Annotated in this window: 17 protein-coding genes; 11 read left to right on the plus strand and 6 right to left on the minus strand. The window is 62.2% G+C overall.

The genetic code is table 11. The annotated features are described in order from the left end of the window. Positions 1 to 7 precede the first annotated feature (7 nt). The 10 genes from gspD to gspM are packed head-to-tail and all read left to right on the plus strand — an operon-like array spanning position 8 to position 8,846. Positions 8 to 1,936, plus strand: a complete 1,929-nt coding sequence (gspD, locus tag J4E42_RS04265; protein WP_207284677.1) for a type II secretion system secretin GspD — start codon at positions 8 to 10, stop codon at positions 1,934 to 1,936. Further along, positions 1,933 to 3,414, plus strand: coding sequence for a type II secretion system ATPase GspE (gspE, locus tag J4E42_RS04270; protein WP_207284678.1), 1,482 nt, complete (start codon positions 1,933 to 1,935; stop codon positions 3,412 to 3,414). Before gspD ends, gspE begins: the two co-directional genes overlap by 4 nt. Before the next feature lie 3 nt (positions 3,415 to 3,417). Beyond that, positions 3,418 to 4,626 (plus strand): type II secretion system inner membrane protein GspF, encoded by a 1,209-nt coding sequence (gspF, locus tag J4E42_RS04275; RefSeq protein WP_207284679.1) that lies wholly within the window; start codon positions 3,418 to 3,420, stop codon positions 4,624 to 4,626. Between the two features lie 3 nt (positions 4,627 to 4,629). Continuing rightward, positions 4,630 to 5,085, plus strand: a complete 456-nt coding sequence (gene gspG, locus J4E42_RS04280) for a type II secretion system major pseudopilin GspG (RefSeq protein ID WP_207284680.1) — start codon at positions 4,630 to 4,632, stop codon at positions 5,083 to 5,085. A gap of 3 nt (positions 5,086 to 5,088) precedes the next feature. Continuing rightward, complete coding sequence (gspH, locus tag J4E42_RS04285; RefSeq protein ID WP_207284681.1) at positions 5,089 to 5,556, plus strand: type II secretion system minor pseudopilin GspH; 468 nt, start codon at positions 5,089 to 5,091, stop codon at positions 5,554 to 5,556. Beyond that, entirely contained in the window at positions 5,549 to 5,932 is a 384-nt protein-coding gene (gspI, locus tag J4E42_RS04290) for a type II secretion system minor pseudopilin GspI (RefSeq protein WP_207284682.1), read from the plus strand. Before gspH ends, gspI begins: the two co-directional genes overlap by 8 nt. Continuing rightward, positions 5,925 to 6,467: a type II secretion system protein GspJ gene (locus J4E42_RS04295; RefSeq protein ID WP_207284683.1), complete on the plus strand. Its 543-nt coding sequence runs from the start codon at positions 5,925 to 5,927 to the stop codon at positions 6,465 to 6,467. The genes gspI and J4E42_RS04295 overlap by 8 nt, the downstream gene beginning before the upstream one ends. Next, positions 6,464 to 7,315 carry a type II secretion system protein GspK gene (locus tag J4E42_RS04300; protein ID WP_207284684.1) on the plus strand — a complete coding sequence of 284 codons (852 nt, stop codon included), beginning with the start codon at positions 6,464 to 6,466 and terminating at the stop codon, positions 7,313 to 7,315. Before J4E42_RS04295 ends, J4E42_RS04300 begins: the two co-directional genes overlap by 4 nt. Beyond that, the gene (gene gspL / locus J4E42_RS04305) at positions 7,312 to 8,418 is read left to right on the plus strand and encodes a type II secretion system protein GspL (protein ID WP_207284685.1); all 1,107 of its coding nucleotides are present in this window, start codon (positions 7,312 to 7,314) and stop codon (positions 8,416 to 8,418) included. The genes J4E42_RS04300 and gspL overlap by 4 nt, the downstream gene beginning before the upstream one ends. After that, positions 8,415 to 8,846, plus strand: coding sequence for a type II secretion system protein GspM (gene gspM, locus J4E42_RS04310; protein WP_207284686.1), 432 nt, complete (start codon positions 8,415 to 8,417; stop codon positions 8,844 to 8,846). The genes gspL and gspM overlap by 4 nt, the downstream gene beginning before the upstream one ends. On the opposite strand, the gene J4E42_RS04315 is transcribed toward gspM, so the two are convergent. Next, a complete protein-coding gene (locus tag J4E42_RS04315; protein ID WP_225609813.1) occupies positions 8,839 to 10,071 on the minus strand; it encodes an MFS transporter in 1,233 nt (410 codons plus the stop codon). The two genes, gspM and J4E42_RS04315, sit on opposite strands and share 8 nt — an antisense overlap. Before the next feature lie 167 nt (positions 10,072 to 10,238). Between J4E42_RS04315 and J4E42_RS04320 the strand changes: the two genes are divergently transcribed. Next, positions 10,239 to 11,141 (plus strand): LysR family transcriptional regulator, encoded by a 903-nt coding sequence (locus tag J4E42_RS04320; RefSeq protein ID WP_008041827.1) that lies wholly within the window; start codon positions 10,239 to 10,241, stop codon positions 11,139 to 11,141. A gap of 478 nt (positions 11,142 to 11,619) precedes the next feature. Here the strand turns inward: J4E42_RS04320 and J4E42_RS04325 are convergent, their stop codons facing one another. From J4E42_RS04325 to J4E42_RS04345, 5 genes are read right to left on the minus strand one after another with little or no spacing between them, the layout of a single operon-like run. Then, the gene (locus J4E42_RS04325; protein WP_192418157.1) at positions 11,620 to 12,846 is read right to left on the minus strand and encodes a beta-ketoacyl-ACP synthase; all 1,227 of its coding nucleotides are present in this window, start codon (positions 12,844 to 12,846) and stop codon (positions 11,620 to 11,622) included. Continuing rightward, the gene (gene fabG, locus J4E42_RS04330; protein ID WP_207284687.1) at positions 12,846 to 13,574 is read right to left on the minus strand and encodes a 3-oxoacyl-ACP reductase FabG; all 729 of its coding nucleotides are present in this window, start codon (positions 13,572 to 13,574) and stop codon (positions 12,846 to 12,848) included. Before fabG ends, J4E42_RS04325 begins: the two co-directional genes overlap by 1 nt. Beyond that, positions 13,571 to 14,071 carry a hotdog family protein gene (locus tag J4E42_RS04335; protein ID WP_207284688.1) on the minus strand — a complete coding sequence of 167 codons (501 nt, stop codon included), beginning with the start codon at positions 14,069 to 14,071 and terminating at the stop codon, positions 13,571 to 13,573. The genes fabG and J4E42_RS04335 overlap by 4 nt, the downstream gene beginning before the upstream one ends. Continuing rightward, complete coding sequence (locus J4E42_RS04340) at positions 14,068 to 15,264, minus strand: beta-ketoacyl-[acyl-carrier-protein] synthase family protein (RefSeq protein ID WP_207284689.1); 1,197 nt, start codon at positions 15,262 to 15,264, stop codon at positions 14,068 to 14,070. Before J4E42_RS04340 ends, J4E42_RS04335 begins: the two co-directional genes overlap by 4 nt. Next, positions 15,261 to 15,788 carry a hypothetical protein gene (locus J4E42_RS04345; protein WP_225609799.1) on the minus strand — a complete coding sequence of 176 codons (528 nt, stop codon included), beginning with the start codon at positions 15,786 to 15,788 and terminating at the stop codon, positions 15,261 to 15,263. Before J4E42_RS04345 ends, J4E42_RS04340 begins: the two co-directional genes overlap by 4 nt. Positions 15,789 to 15,813: the final 25 nt, after the last annotated feature.

A 15,813-nucleotide genomic window follows, 5' to 3' on the forward strand; every position in this document is an offset into this window, starting at 1 on the left:
TCAACCCATGAACTTTTCCATCAGCGCGAAGGCGTTGCGCATCCTGCTTTTTCTCGCCGCGTTGGCGCTGTCACTCTTTCACGGTGCGGTACGGGCCGAGGAAGAAAAATGGCAACTGGCGATGAACAATGCCGAGCTGCGCGACATCGTCGAGGAAATCTCCACCATTCTCGGGACCACGGTGGTGCTTGATCCCAGAGTCTCCGGGCGCATCACCGTCATGTCCCGTCAGGCCCTCGACCGCGAAGGTGTTCGCCGATTGTTTTATTCGGTGCTGGATGCTCACAACTTCACGGTCATCGACGAGGGTGACCGGATCCTGATTACGCCGGTCACCGAAGCGAAAACCCGCGCCGGCCAAGGCATTGCAAAAAACGCCACGGCTTCGCAATTCATCACCCAGGTCGTCGAACTGAACACCAGCAGCGCTTCCGACATTGCCGGCCTGGTTCGGCCGCTGGTGTCGGCCAACGGCTATGTCGGTCCTTCGGTGTCAGCCAATGCGCTGGTGGTCACCGATACTGCGGCCAATGTGAACCGTATCGCGCAGGTGGTCCGGCAACTGGATTCCGGGCAGAACAACCAGCATGCCGTGGTGCAAATGCAGCACGCACAGGCTGCTGATGTAGCGACTGTCATGGAGTCCTCGCTGGGCAAACGCAGCGCTGATACGGCGATCCAGGTGCTGGCCGACGCCAGAACCAATCGGCTGATTCTCATTGGTCCACCGTCGGTTCGCCAGCGCCTGATCGACCTCGCACGCCGTCTCGATACCCCCGCGACCGCCACCCTCGACAATGCGCGGGTGATTCGCCTGCGTCACAGCGATGCCAGGCAATTGGCCGAAGTCCTCGAAACGATGGGGCAGGGCCGAAAGCCGGCAACGGCCGTCGGTGGCGCCCGGGATAACTCAGCCGGCACGACGTTCATGATCAAGGCCGACGAAAGCCAGAATGCGCTGGTGCTGATCGCCGAACCGGCGCAAATCCGCACCATCGAGGACATCGTGCGTCAGTTGGACCAGCCTCGGGCGCAGGTGCTGATCCATGCCGCCATCGTCGAGATTTCCGGGGACATCGCCGAGGCCGTGGGTGTTCAGTGGAGCGTCAGCGGCAGCGATGCAAAAGGCTTCATCAACTTCCCCGGCACCGACATTCCAATCATCGGCGGGCTGAACTTTGACGAGAAAAAAACCGCTCCGGATGGGGCCATCCTGCAACTGGGCAATGACCGCTTCGGCGCGTTGGTTTCGGCGCTGGCCAGCAACACCCGCAGCAACCTGCTGTCCACGCCGAGCCTGCTGACCCTGGACAATCAGGAGGCAGAAATCATCGTCGGCCAAAACGTCCCGTTCAAGACCGGCTCCTACGCCACCAACAGCAACGGCGCGGACAATCCGTTCACCACGGTCGAGCGCAAGGACGTGGGCATCAGCCTGAAGATCAAGCCGTACATCAACGAAGGCTCGACGTTGCGCCTGGAGGTCGCGCAGGAAGTGTCGGACATCGCGCCTTCGGTTTCGGGCATCGATTCTTCGGACCTGATCACCAACAAACGTGCGCTCAAGAGCACGATCCTGGCGGACGATGGCGAAATCATCGTCATCGGCGGGCTGATCAGGGACAGCGTCCGCACCCAACAGAGCGGCGTACCATTGCTGCGCGACATTCCCTACCTCGGTGCGCTGTTTCGCTGGACCCGCGACACCCAGACCAAAAGCAACCTGATGGTGTTTTTGCGGCCAACCATCGTGCGCAGCAAGGAAGACCTGTCAGACGTCAGCCAGCAGCGTTACAACGCGCTGCGTGAATTGAGCAAGCCCGGCGCGCGAGGGAACAACTCCTTGCTGCTGCCGGCCGAGGCGCGTCAGTTGTTCGACCCCGCGCCCGGCGCCCCCGTGTTCGATTTGCGTAAGCAAGCGGCGGAATCGCCATGAGCGAATCGCGTGAATCCCTCCAGCCATTGCCCTTCGGTTTCGCCCGGCGTTTCGGCGTACTGCTGGAGCACGACGGGCCGGGCTCAAGCCTTGTACTGCGCGCCAATGCGCCGCTCACGGCCTTGTCGGAAGCCCGTCGGGCAAGCGCTCGGAATCTGCCGATGCGGGTGCTTGAGCCTGATGTGTTCGCCGCACGTCTGGCCGTCGCTTATCGCGAAGGTCAGAGCGCGGCCGAGCAAGTTGCCCAAGGGCTGGACGAAGAGCTGGACCTGCTCAGTCTGGTCGATCAAGTCCCGCAAACCGCCGACTTGCTGGAGCAGCAGGGCGACGCGCCGATCATCCGGTTGATCAACGCACTGCTCAGCGAAGCGGTGCGCGAGCACGCGTCGGACGTGCACCTGGAAACTTTCGAGCAATACCTGTCGGTACGCATGCGCGTCGACGGGCAATTGCGCGAAATGCTCAGGCCACGACGTGAACTGGCCACCTTGCTGGTGTCGCGGATCAAGGTCATGGCGCGCCTGGACATTGCTGAAAAACGGGTCCCGCAGGATGGTCGAATGGCCCTGCGACTGGCCGGGCACGAAGTCGATGTGCGGGTCTCCACGCTGCCTTCGGCCCACGGCGAACGGGTGGTGCTGCGCCTGCTCGACAAGCAGGCCGGGCGCCTGGAATTGCCGCGACTCGGCATGCCTGCCGATACCCTCGCCGCGTTGCACCAGTTGCTCGCAAAACCTCACGGCATTCTCCTGGTGACCGGGCCCACCGGTTCCGGCAAGACCACCAGTCTGTACGCCGCACTGAGCAGCCTGAACGATCAGACACGCAACATTCTCACGGTCGAAGACCCCATCGAATATCACCTGCCGGGTGTGGGGCAGATGCCGGTCAATCCGAAAGTGGACATGACGTTTGCCCGCGGCTTGCGGGCGATCTTGCGACAGGATCCGGACGTGGTGATGGTCGGCGAAATCCGTGATCGCGAGACGGCGGAAATCGCCGTCCAGGCATCGCTGACCGGGCACCTGGTGCTCTCGACGTTGCACACCAACAGTGCCGTCGGTGCAGTGACGCGGCTGGTGGACATGGGCGTCGATGCCTACCTGCTGGCGTCGTCGCTGGTGGGCATTCTGGCCCAGCGTTTACTGCGCACGTTGTGTCCTCATTGCAAGACGGCGTACAGCGCCGATGAGGCTACATGCGAGCGCCTCGGGCTCGATTCGGCAGCGCCGGCGCAGCTGTTCAGGGCAGTGGGATGCGACCAGTGTCAGCACGGTTATCGCGGGCGGATCGGGATCTACGAGCTGATCAGCGTGACGCCCGCCGTCTCGGTTCTGATTCATCAAGGTGCGAGCGAACAGGCGTTGATAGAAGAGACGCGCAAGGTCTCCCGCAGCCTGTTTCAGGACGGTCGCCAGCGGGTGCTGGAGGGCGCGACCAGCCTCGACGAATTACTGCGCGTGACCCAGGAGGACTAGCGAGTGCCGACGTTCGATTACCGCGCTGACGATGCCCTGGGCCGACGCTGCAAAGGCCGACTTGAGGCCGACGGCCCGCGACATGCCCGGCAACTGATGCGTGAACGCGGCTTGTGGCCGCGTGAGTTGAGCGAGGTTAGGGCAGGTGGCGACACGGGGACGCAGCCTCGCAGCGGACGCCTGAGCGCGGCGGATCTGGCGCTGTTGACCTTGCAGTTGTCCACCCTCGTACAGGCGGGGCTACCGCTGGAGGAAGCCCTTGAAGCGGTGACGAAGCAGAGTGCGAAGCGCAAGGTTGCCGGTTTGTTGTCGGCAGTCAGGAGTCGGGTGATGGAAGGTCATGCCCTGTCGACGGCGCTGGCTCAATTTCCCAAGGCGTTCCCCGAATTGTTCCGCGCCACTGTCGCGGCTGGCGAACGTTCCGGTCACTTGGGGCAGGTGCTGGAACAACTGGCCGCTTACACCCAGGCCCGCGAGGCGTCGCGGCAGAAAATCCAGATGGCCCTGGTGTACCCGTTGATCCTGATGTTGGCCAGTGTCGCGATTGTTGGTTTTCTGCTCGGCTACGTGGTGCCGGACGTGGTGAAGATCTTCGTCGACAGTGGCCAGCCGTTGCCCTGGCTGACACAGGCGCTGATTGCCCTCAGCAATGGGCTGCGCAATCACTTTCTGCTGTTGATGGGCGTGCTGGCGACGTTGCTCGGCCTCTGGCGCTGGAGCCTGCGCCAGCCGGCCTGGCGCCTGCGCTGGCATCGTCTCGCGTTGAAACTGCCGGTCATGGGCGAGGTGCTGCGGGCGATGGAAGCCGCGCGGTTCGCCAGCACGCTGGCAATCCTCGGCAAAAGTGCAGTGCCATTGGTGGACGCGCTGGAGATCGCGGCGGCCGTCATCGGCAACCTGACCATCCGCAGCCGCATGGCCGATGTCGCGCGCTCGGTCCGTGAAGGTGGAACGCTGACTCGCGGCCTGGAACTGAGCGGCGACATCCCGCCGATGATGCTGCACATGATCGCCAGCGGCGAACGCGCCGGTGAGCTCGATCGCATGCTGGTGCGGGCCGCCGAGCAACAGGAAAGCAGTCTGGCGGCGCGTATCGCACTGGTCGTGAGCCTTTTTGAACCGGCCATGCTGGTGCTGATGGGCGGCGTGGTGCTGCTGATCGTCATGGCCATCCTCCTACCGATTCTCAGCCTCAACCAATTGGTGAATTGACCCATGAATGCTGCACAGAGAAACAGTCCTCGCGCCCAACGCGGTTTTACCCTGATCGAAATCATGGTGGTGGTCGTCATCATCGGCGTGCTGGGGGCCATCGTGGTGCCGCAGTTCATGAGCCGTCCCGACCAGGCCAAAGTCACCGCCAGCAAAATTGATCTCCAGGCCATCGCCACGGCCCTCGAAATGTATCGCCTCGACAACTTCAACTACCCCTCGACGCAGCAAGGGCTGGAAGCCTTGAGCAAACAACCTTCCGGCCTGCCGGCGGCGAGGAACTGGAACCCTCAGGGTTATCTGAAAAGCCTGCCGGTCGATCCGTGGAACACGCCCTATCAGTACCTCAATCCCGGTGTGCATTCGGTGGACGGCAGCTATGACTTGTACTCCCTCGGTTCCGATGGCGTGAAGGGTGGCGAAGGGCATGCGGCCGATATCGGCAACTGGGGCGACTGACTCATGCGCCAGCGTTGTCGGGGATTCACCTTGCTCGAACTGATGATCGTGATCGTTTTGATCGGCGTGCTGTTGGGCATGGTGAACTTCGCCATCGGGTCGAATCCGGCGCGTCAGGCCCGGCAGGAAGCGCACGGGATCGTGGGCGTGATTCAACAGTTGCGCGAACGCGCAGTGCTCGATGGCCAGGAGTTCGGCCTGCGGCTGAGTGTCGAGGGTTATCGGGTGATGAAGCTCGATGTTCAGGGCTGGGAACCGTTGGCGGCTTTTTATCGATGGCCCGAAAACGTGCGGCTACGGCTTGAGCAGGACGGTCATCCGGTAACCCTTGGCGCCGACGATGGACCCCCTCAGGTGCTGATGTTCAGCAACGATGAAACCAGCGTCTTTACGCTGTCGTTTGGCAGCGACAAAAAGACGTGGCTCAGCCTGTCCAGCGATGGCCTTGGCCAGGTGGTGATCGATGGCTAGCCGGCCGTTTGCTTCACGCATGCGTGGCTTCACCTTGCTGGAAATCATGGTGGCCCTGGCGATCTTTTCGACGCTGGCGGCCGCCGTGTTGTCGGCGAGCCAATACGTACTCAGGCAAACCGGCACGGTCGAGGAACGGCTCTTCGCCGCGTGGCTGGCAGACAACCATCTGAATGAACTGCGCCTGCAAACCGGATGGCCCCTCGACCAGCAACAACGGATCGTGTCGATGGATCGCCGCGACTGGTTGCTGCGCCAGCGCATCAGCGTTTCGCCTGATCCGCGCCTGCTCAAGGTCGATGTTGACGTCAGCCTTTCCGGGCGTGAGCAAACCGTACACCGCGCCAGTGGCTGGATACCTCATCGTGATGAATAAGCAGAGCGGTTTCACCTTGCTGGAACTGGTCATCGCCATGGCGATCTTCGCGTTGCTGGGCCTGGCCAGTTGGGGGCTGTTCGATGGCGTGGTGCGCGTGCAACGAGGGACGACGGCGCATGAGCGTGAGTTCCGAAGCCTGCAACGGGCGGTGGCGGTGATCGAACGGGATGTGCTGCACGCCACCGATCAACCTGTCGTGCTCCAGCAATCGGTGTTGCAGTTGCAGCGCAGCCATTGGCGCAACCCTTTGGACCAGCCGCGCAGCGAGCGCCAGTTGCTGACCTATCGACTCGATAACGGCACGCTGTGGCGTGAAAGTCAGGGGGAGGGGGTGCCGATCGTGCAGCGGCAAAAACTGCTGGGCGATGTTCGAGACTTGAGTTGGCGGGTGTTTGACGCACAGTCCGGTTGGCGCAGCGATTGGCCATCCGGGCGGGGCGTGAAGCGGCCGATGGCGGTGGAAGTGCAATTCTCTACCGGCCGTTTCGAGGCGATTCGTCGGGTATTGCTGTTGCCCGGCGCGTTGCCATGAGGAGGCATCAACGCGGCATCGCGTTGATCAGCGTGTTGCTGGTCATGAGTCTGGCGCTGTTGATCACCAGCGGCTTGCTGCGCAGTCATCGCCTGTCGCTGCACAGCAGCGGCCAGGCCCTGCAGCACATTCAAATGCGCCAACTCGCCGTTGCGGGGGAAAGCTGGGCGCTTTTGCGCTTGCGGGACATGGCGCAGGGCTCGCAAAAAAACGTCGACCTGACCCAGGACTGGGCGCGGATGACTCCCGACTTCGACGTCGAAGGTGCGCAGATCCGCGTTGATATCGAGGACCTCGCCGGGCGCTTCAATCTCAACGCATTGTTGACTCAGGGGCAGACCGACCAAGTCACCCTCAACCGCTGGGCGCGCTTGCTCGACGTGCTGGATCTCCCACCGCTGCAACTTGCTCAGGTGGGCGCGTTCCGAGAACTGAGCCAACTGCGCCTGCTACCGGGGGTTGACGCTCATGTGCTGCGTCAGCTTGAGCCTTGGGTGGCGATGTTGCCCGGCCACGCAACGCTGAACGTCAACACGGCCCCGGCGTTGGTGCTGAGGACGCTCGATGACGTGGACGCGACCACGGCTGCGGCGCTGGTTCGTCAGGCTTTGACGACGGGATGGGCCAGCGTACAGGCCTTTACGCAAGACCCGCTGCTCTCCGGTGCAGGCCTGAGCAGTCATGGGCTTGGCACCGGCAGCCGCTGGTTCCGCATCACGGTGCAGGTCACTCAGGGGCAGCGCCGATTGCGGCTGGCCACGGAGGTCGAACGCGACGCCGACACCCACCAATTCAACGTTCTGCAACGACGCCTTCTTCCTTTGACTGCCCACGAGATGCCGCGATGAATACCTGGCTTTACCTGACCGCCGAGGGCCTGGGCGAACCGTCGGCAGACTGGCCTTGCTGCGTCTGGTCCTCGACTGGGCAACGCCAGTCCATGCCCTTGAATCAAGCGGTGCAGTTGCTGGACGGGCAGGCGGTGGACCTGCTGTTGCCCATGGAATTGTGCAGCTGGGTGCGCAGCGATCCGTGGCCTTCCAAACGCCAGCCCGGCGCGCAAGCCGTCGCGTTTGCCGTGGAAGATCAATTGAGCGAGGCGTTGGAAAAGCTGCACCTGAGCATCGGCGCTCGCGATCAGGAAGGGCGTTATCCAGTCATGGTGATCGACCGTCAGCGGTTTGCCGCGATGCTCGCTTTACTGGCCGAAGAGGCCGTCGAGGTGCGTTCGGTGTTCGTCGATGCCGATGTTTTGCCCCTGGATCAGGCACTCGGTGTTTGGTGGTTCGGTCGATGGCTGGTCGGCGGAGGGCTGCCGGCCCGCCTGGCGTTGACGGACGACGGGTTGACGTTGCTTGGGCCGGCCTTGCCTGCGGGGATTCAATGGGTCGACGAGCGTCAGGGCGCCAGCGATGTCGATCAATACCTGGCCCAGCGTCCAGCGCAGGCCATCAATCTGCTGCAAGGCGAATTCGCCCTGCGCAACAAACGTCTGCCCTGGCGCCTCGGCGGTTTGACGATGCTGACGTTGCTGTTGCTGACCTGGGGCGCCAGCGCTTCGCGAATCCATTTTCTGGAGAGTGAAACACGCAGGCTCTACAGCCAGAACGAGCAACGGTTCAAGACGCTTTACCCCGAGCAGAGCCGCATCGTCGATCTGGCAACGCAGCTCAACGCACTACAACAGCAGACCGCCGAGCCGCAGCGCACACGCGTCGCCGAGCTGGTGACGCTGGTCGAGCAGGTGATTGGCGCAAGCAATGTCGAGGTCCGGCGCATCGAGTTTCGTGCCGGCGATGGCTGGAAAATCCAGCTGAGCGCCAACAGCTTTGCCGAGCTGGAACAACTGCGCGAGCGCGGGCGACAACAAGGCGTGCCACTGCGGCTCGACAGTGCGAGCAAAGAGCGCGACCGCGTGCAGGCGACCCTGACAGTGGAGGACCGGACATGAAAGCGGCCTGGCAACGGCTGTCCCTTCGCGAGCAACGACTGTTGCTGGCCATGGGCGCATTTTTATTGGCTGTCGTGGCGTTCAGCCTGATCTGGCAACCGACACGCCAACGCCTGGAAACCATGGAGCGCCAGCACCAACAGCAACTGGCCGTGTCTGCGCAACTGCAACGGGCACAACCGCGAAGCCCCCCGCCCGTCGTCACCCATCAGTCGTTGTCGCTGCGTGTCAGCGAAAGCGCCACAGAAGCGAGGCTTGAGATCCATCAGATGGACACCGACAACGACGTGTTGCGCCTGACCCTCAGCGGCGACGCGCAGGCGTTGCTGCAATGGCTGGACCGCACCGAACGTGACGGCGTCGCCATGCAATCGCTGACCCTGGAAAAGCGCGATGCGGTGCTTGAGGCGCGGGTGGTGCTCAGGTAGTCGAACCGTTCCCCGGCAGCAGCGGCAGGCGGGCCAGTTTCAACGCAACCAGCAACGCCACCACCAGCAGCGCACCGATGAACACGCCAATCCCGTTCCACCCGCCGAGGTGCCAGAACACACCGCCCGCCGTACCGGCAATGCTCGACCCGGCGTAGTAACTGAACAAGTACAACGACGATGCCTGACCCTTGGCTTTCGTGGCGCGGCGGCCGATCCAGCTGCTGGCCACCGAGTGCGCGCCGAAGAAACCGAAGGTGAAAATCAACATGCCAATGATCACCACGGGCAGCGGCGTGAGCATGGTCAGGGCGAGACCGGCGAGCATCAGCACGATGGTCGACCAGAGCATTTTGCGGCGTCCGAGTTTGTCGGCCAGCGAACCGATTTTCGCCGAACTGTAGATGCCCGACAGGTACACCACCGACAGCAGCCCGACAAAGGCCTGGTCCATGTGGTACGGCTCGGCCAGCAGGCGATAGCCGATGTAGTTGAAGAGCGTGACGAACGCGCCCATCAGCACGAACGCTTCAAGGAACAACAGCGGCAAACCGGCGTCGCGAAAGTGCATGGTGAAACCGTCGAGCAGGCTGCGCGGGTGCAGCGAGCGGGCGCGGAAGTTGCGCGATTCGGGGAGGATTTTCCAGAACACCGCCGCCGCGATCAGTGCCAGGCCGCCGATCACCAGCATCGCCGTGTGCCAGCTGACGAAGTCGATCAACACCCCGGTAATCAAGCGCCCGCACATCCCGCCAATCGCGTTGCCACCGATGTACAGGCCCATCGCCAGACCGATGTGTTGCGGGTGGATCTCTTCGCTCAGGTAGGTCATGGCGACCGCCGCCAGGCCACTCAACGACAACCCGATCAACGCGCGCATCACCAGCACGCCGTGCCAGCTCGGCATCATGGAACTGGCGATGGTGCACAGCGCCGCGGCAAACAGCGCCGCCACCATCACCGGTTTGCGCCCGACCCGGTCGGAGATCGGCCCGGTGATCAGCAGGCCGATGGCGAGCATGGCCGTGGCCACCGACAGAATCAGGCTGCTCTGCGCCGCGTTAATCGAATATTCGTGGGACAGCAGCGGCATCATCGGTTGCACGCAATACAGCAGCGCGAAGGTCGCAAAGCCGCCGGAGAACAGCGCCAGTACCGTGCGCATGAACATCGGCGTGCCCTTTTCGATGTAGATCTCCTTCAGTTCAGAGACGGCATCGTCCAGCGCGGCGGGCGGAACTTCATGGGCGAGTGGGGCGACAGCAGTTTTCACTTCAGACCTCGGGGGAGCGCAGCCGGTCAGGCAATGAAAAAAGCATATAGCTGCCTAATGATTCAATCCAATATATTGTTCGACCTGTTTGAGAGGTTTTACGACCTAATGGAGTTTTCATGGAATTGCGTCACCTGCGCTACTTCATTGCCGTCGCCGAAGAACTGCACTTCGGCCGCGCCGCCCAGGTGCTGGGCATCTCGCAACCGCCGCTGAGCCAGCAGATTCAGGCGCTGGAACAGGAAGTCGGTGCGCGATTGTTCGAGCGAACCAATCGTCGGGTCGAGCTCAGTGAGGCCGGGCGATTGTTTCTGGAAGAAGCCCGGTTGGTGCTGGCGCAGGTCGACAAGGCGGCGGATGTGGCGCGGCGGGCGCAGTTGGGTGAGCTGGGGGAGTTGAAGATCGGATTCACTTCATCGGCGCCATTCAACTCGACCATTCCCCAGGCGATTTTTTCATTCCGCCAGCGGTTCCCGGCGGTGCACCTGAACCTGCGGGAAATGAGCAGCACCCAGGTCGCCGAGGCGCTGGTGGACGAGTCGATCGAGGTCGGGATCATGCGGCCGTTGGGTTTGCCGGATTCGCTCAGCGTGGTGGAGTTGATGCGCGAGCCGCTGGTGGCCGTGCTCAGCTCCAAGCATCCGCTGGTGCAGGACAGTGAAGAGGGAATATTCCTGTCAGCTCTGGCCCTGGAACCGTTCGTATTTTTCCCACGCAGTTACGGCAGTGGTCTGTATGCACAATTGCTCAGCCTGGCGCGGGACGCCGGTTTCAGCCCGCACTTCGCGCAAGAGGCGGGTGAGGCGATGACCATTATCGGGTTGGTGGCTGCGGGGCTCGGCGTGTCGGTGCTGCCGGCGTCTTATCAGCGGATGCGGATTGATGGCGTTGTGTACCGACCCCTGCTCGACCCTGCAGCGGTTTCGGCGGTGTGGCTGGTACAGCGCAAGGATCAGAAATCCCCAATGGCCAAGGCGTTTGTGGACCTGCTGACACTCAAGGTCGAACCCCTCAAGTCATGAACGACACAAACCTGTAGGAGCCGGCTTGCTGGCGATCGCGGATTGTCAGTTGGCATTGATGTCGACTGATCCACCGCTATCGCCAGCAAGCCGGCTCCTACAGATTTTGCATTTTTTCAGTAGCAGTTGTGGGACGTTTCCTAAGACATCTCTAACGAGCTGAATGACCCCACAACATCGTCACACCCGCAAACCTGTAGGAGCCGGCTTGCCGGCGATGGCGGAATATCAGGCGACATCGATGTTGAATAACAATCCGCTATCGCCAGCAAGCCGGCTCCTACAGGTTTTGTATTCTTTCAGTAGTAGTTGTGGAACGTTTCCTAAGACGTCTCTAACGAGCTGAATGACCCCACAACGTCGTCACACCCGTAAACTTGTAGGAGCCGGCTTGCTGGCGATCACGGATTGTCAGTTGGCATTGATGTCGACTGATCCACCGCGATCGCCGGCAAGCCGGCTCCTACAAGGGATTGCGTTACGACCAGCGCTTGAAGATCAACGAGGTGTTGACGCCGCCAAACGCAAAATTGTTGTTCATCACATACTGATTACTCATCTGCCGAAACTCGCCGCGCAGGTAATCGAGCTTGCCGCAGTGCGGATCGACCTCATCGAGGTTGAAGGTGTGTGCGTACAAATCGCGGTTCATCATTTCGATGCTGAACCAGGATTCCAGTGCACCGCAGGCGCCGAGGGTGTGGCCGAGGAAGCTCTTCTGTGAACTGATCGGCATGTGTTCGCCGAACAGGCTGCTGGTCGCCAGTGTTTCAGCGATGTCGCCCTGTTCGGTCGCGGTGCCGTGACCGTTGACGTAGCCGATGTCCGATGGCTGCAAACCGGCGTCTTCCAGGGCCAGCTCCATCGCGCGGCGCATGGTGGCCTGCTCTGGACGGGTGGTGTGCTGGCCGTCGGCGTTGCTGCCGAAGCCGACGAGTTCGGCGTGAATGTGTGCGCCGCGTGCCAGCGCGTGTTCGAGCTCTTCCAGCACCAGCATGCCGCCGCCTTCACCGATCACCAGGCCATCGCGGCCGCTGTCGTAAGGGCGTGGTGACGTCTGTGGTGCGTCGTTTTTCAGGCTGGTGGCGTAGAGCGCGTCGAAGACCATGGCTTCGGTGGGGCACAGCTCTTCGGCGCCGCCGGCGAGCATCAAGGGCAAGCGGCCGAACTTGATCGATTCGTAGGCATAACCGATGCCCTGACTGCCACTGGTGCAAGCGCTGGAGGTCGGGATCAATCGGCCGGTGAGGCCGAAGAAGATGCTGATGTTGGCCGCCGTGGTGTGCGGCATCATGCGCACGTAGGAGTTGGCGTTCAGGCCTTCGGCCACCGAGTTGAGCAGCATGTTGCCGAATGCCTTGATTTCGTCGGTGCTGCCGGTGGATGAGCCGCAGGCGACGCCCATACGCCCGTCCTTGATCGAAGGGTCACCGAGCAAACCGGCATCGGCCAACGCCTGTTCCGCCGCGCCGACGGCCAGGCGCGAGACGCGGCCCATGCTGCGCAGTTGTTTGCGGGTCCAGTGGCTCGGCACTTTGAAATCATCAATGGGACCTGCCAGGCGCGTGTTGAGCTCGGTGAAACGGTCCCACTCGTCCATGCGGCGGATGCCGCTACGGTTGGCTGCGAAGTTGCCGGCGATGGTTTCCCAGTCGCTGCCCAGTGAGGTGATGCCGGCCATGCCGGTGACGACGACGCGCTTCATCAGCACAGGCCTCCGTTGACGGCCAGAACCTGCCGGGTGATGTACGACGCTTCCGCCGACATCAGGAAATTCACCGCGCCGGCCACCTCTTCCGGGGTGCCCATGCGCTGTGCGGGAATCATTTTCATCAGTTCTTCCACTGGCACGTTTTCGTCGAGCATGGCGGTGTCGATCAGGCCGGGTGCGACGCAATTGACGGTGATTTTGCGCTTGCCCAGTTCAATCGCCAACGCTTTTGCCGCGCCGATCAAACCGGCCTTGGAGGCACTGTAATTGACCTGCCCGCGATTGCCGATCAAACCGGAAACCGAGGTGATGCAAACGATTCGCCCGGCGGCGCGACGACGGATCATCGGCATCATCACCGGGTGCAGCACGTTGTAGAAACCGTCGAGGTTGGTGCGCATCACCACATCCCAATCATCCTCGCTCAGCGCCGGAAAAGCACCGTCACGCGTCAGGCCGGCGTTGAGCACCACGCCGTAATAGGCAGCATGGCTTTCCACGTCGGCTTCGAGAATGGCTTTGCAACTGGCGCGGTCAGACACGTCGAATTGCAGGATGCGTGCGTTGCGGCCCAAGGCTTCGATTTCGGCCTTCACCCCTTCGGCGTCAACCAGGCCGCTGCGGCAATGCAGCACGATGTCATGCCCGGCCTGAGCCAGACGCAACGCGATAGCGCGGCCGATGCCACGGCTGGAACCGGTGACCAGTACGGATTCAGTCATGCCTGCGTTCCTTGTGAAAAGCCTTGTGAAAAGCCTTGTGAAGAGCTTTGTGGGGTTTCATGAAGATATTGAGCGGCTTGCGGTGGACGAAACACGTTCAGACGGGCGGTAGCGTGAATGCCGGGGGCGTTGATGTGGCATTCGAACACGCCCATGCCGTTGTCGTCTTCCAGCGAACGCAGCCCATGGATAGTCAGCTCGGTGCCGGCGGGAAAGTGGTCGACATTGCATTCGAATTTGCGGGTGCCGAGCAGGAAGCCCAGCTCCACCGCATCGCCTCGCTGGCGCGCATGGCAGCCGGCGAAGGCGGCGACGCTCTGGGCCATCAGTTCGATGCCGACCCACGCCGGCAGGCTGCCGTCGGGACGGTTGAACAGGCCATCGGGCTTGACGGTGAGGCGGGTGTGGATCTGCTCGTCATCGAACGCGAGGATCTGATCGATGAGGATCATGTCGCCAGCGTGCGGCAGCAGTTCGGCGAGCGGCCAGTCAATCATGGGGCGTCTCCGATAATCAGGCTGACGTTATTGCCACCGAAGGCAAAGGAGTTGCTCATCAGGTAGCGAGGTGCAATGGACGCCAGGCGATCGGCCGGGGTCACCCAATTCAGGGCTGGCAGTTGCGGGTCAGGCTGGCCGTCCCAGACATGTGGCGGCAACGTATGTGTTTGATTGTCAGCGCTCAGGCTCAGCCAGCAGAACGCCGCTTCCAGCGCGCCGGCCGCGCCGAGGGTATGACCGGTCATCGGTTTGGTCGAAGAACACGGCACGCCGGCCGGGAACAAGGCCGACACCGCGAGGCTTTCCATGGCGTCATTGTGTTGGGTGGCGGTGCCGTGCAGGTTCAGGTAGCCGATCTGTTCGGGTTGCAGGTTCGCGCGGCCCAGGGCTTTGCGCATCGCTTGCAGGGCGCCACGGCCGGTCGGTTCCGGCGCGGAAATGTGGTGCGCATCTGAGCTGGCGCCACTGCCGAGCAGTGCAATCGATTGTTTATCGCCAGCCACTTTGGTCATCAGGAACAGCACCGCCGCTTCGCCGATGTTGATGCCGTTACGGTTGACCGAAAACGGATTGCAACGTTGTTCGGACACCGCCTCCAGCGCCGAAAATCCGTTGAGGGTCAGCTTGCACAAACTGTCGACGCCGCCGCACAACACTGCGTCGCACAGGCCCAGATCCAACAGACGTTGGGCACTCATCAGCGCCCGGGCGCTGGAGGTGCAGGCGGTGGAAATCACATAGGCCGGGCCGCTGAGTTGCAGCCAGTCGGCAAGGAAATTCGCCGGCGCGCCGAGTTCCTGTTGCTGATAGTCGTAATAGTCCGGGAACTGATGTTCGCGGATGTAATGGGCCAGGCCGCGACTGGCTTCATCGATGCCGGACGTGCTGGTGCCGAGGATCACGCCGATGCGGTCGCGTCCGTAGGTCTGAATCGCCTGATCAATGTCGTCGCGGATTTGCAGCGCCGCTTCCAGCAACAACTGATTGTTGCGGGTGCTTTGCTTTACCAGTTCCGCCGGGATCGGCGCCAGATCACCGCGCACTGCGGCCACCGGCAACGAACGTTCCGGTACCCAGCCAGACTCGCTGCGCATGCCGGAGCAATCGCCGACAAACAGGTTGCGCGCGACTTCGTGCTTGTCGCGGCCCAGGGCGCAGATCACCCCGAGGGCGTTGAGGTAGGCGGTCATGGTGTCTCACCGGACAGGGGCGTGACTTGGTACGTCGGACCTTTGGGCAGGTTCAATTCAAAGCTCATCGGTTGTGAATAACGGACTTCCCAGTACTCGGGCAGGGAGCGTTGTGCGCCATGCTGCCAGGCCGTTGGGTAGTTGCCGCGCAATTCATCCTTGGGCGTCAGCGCAAACACCAACGCCGCGAACAGCTCACGGGCTTCCGGGTTGGGCGGCAACAGGCCGTCTGCTTGCCATTGACCGTCGATCAGTTTTTGACGCGCCTGTGGAATGCCCAGCAGGTCCATCATCGACCAGCGAATGCCCGGGCCTTCACGCGCAATCACCAGTACCCAGTCCTGACGCTGGCCGTCCGCCAGACGCTGGATGTGCAATTGCTGCGGCAACGGCAGGCTCGGGGTTTGCTCGGGCAGCGGTGCCTTGCTGGCGCAGGCGCTGATCAGCAGGACCGCGCCAATGAGCAAAAATCTCAACACCGCCGCATACCCTGTGGGAGTGAGCCTGCTCGCGATGGCGGCCATACAGTCGACATTTATGCTGACTGAC

It is taken from the genome of Pseudomonas sp. FW300-N2A2, assembly GCF_017351735.1.
Classification (GTDB): Bacteria; Pseudomonadota; Gammaproteobacteria; order Pseudomonadales; family Pseudomonadaceae; genus Aquipseudomonas; species Aquipseudomonas migulae.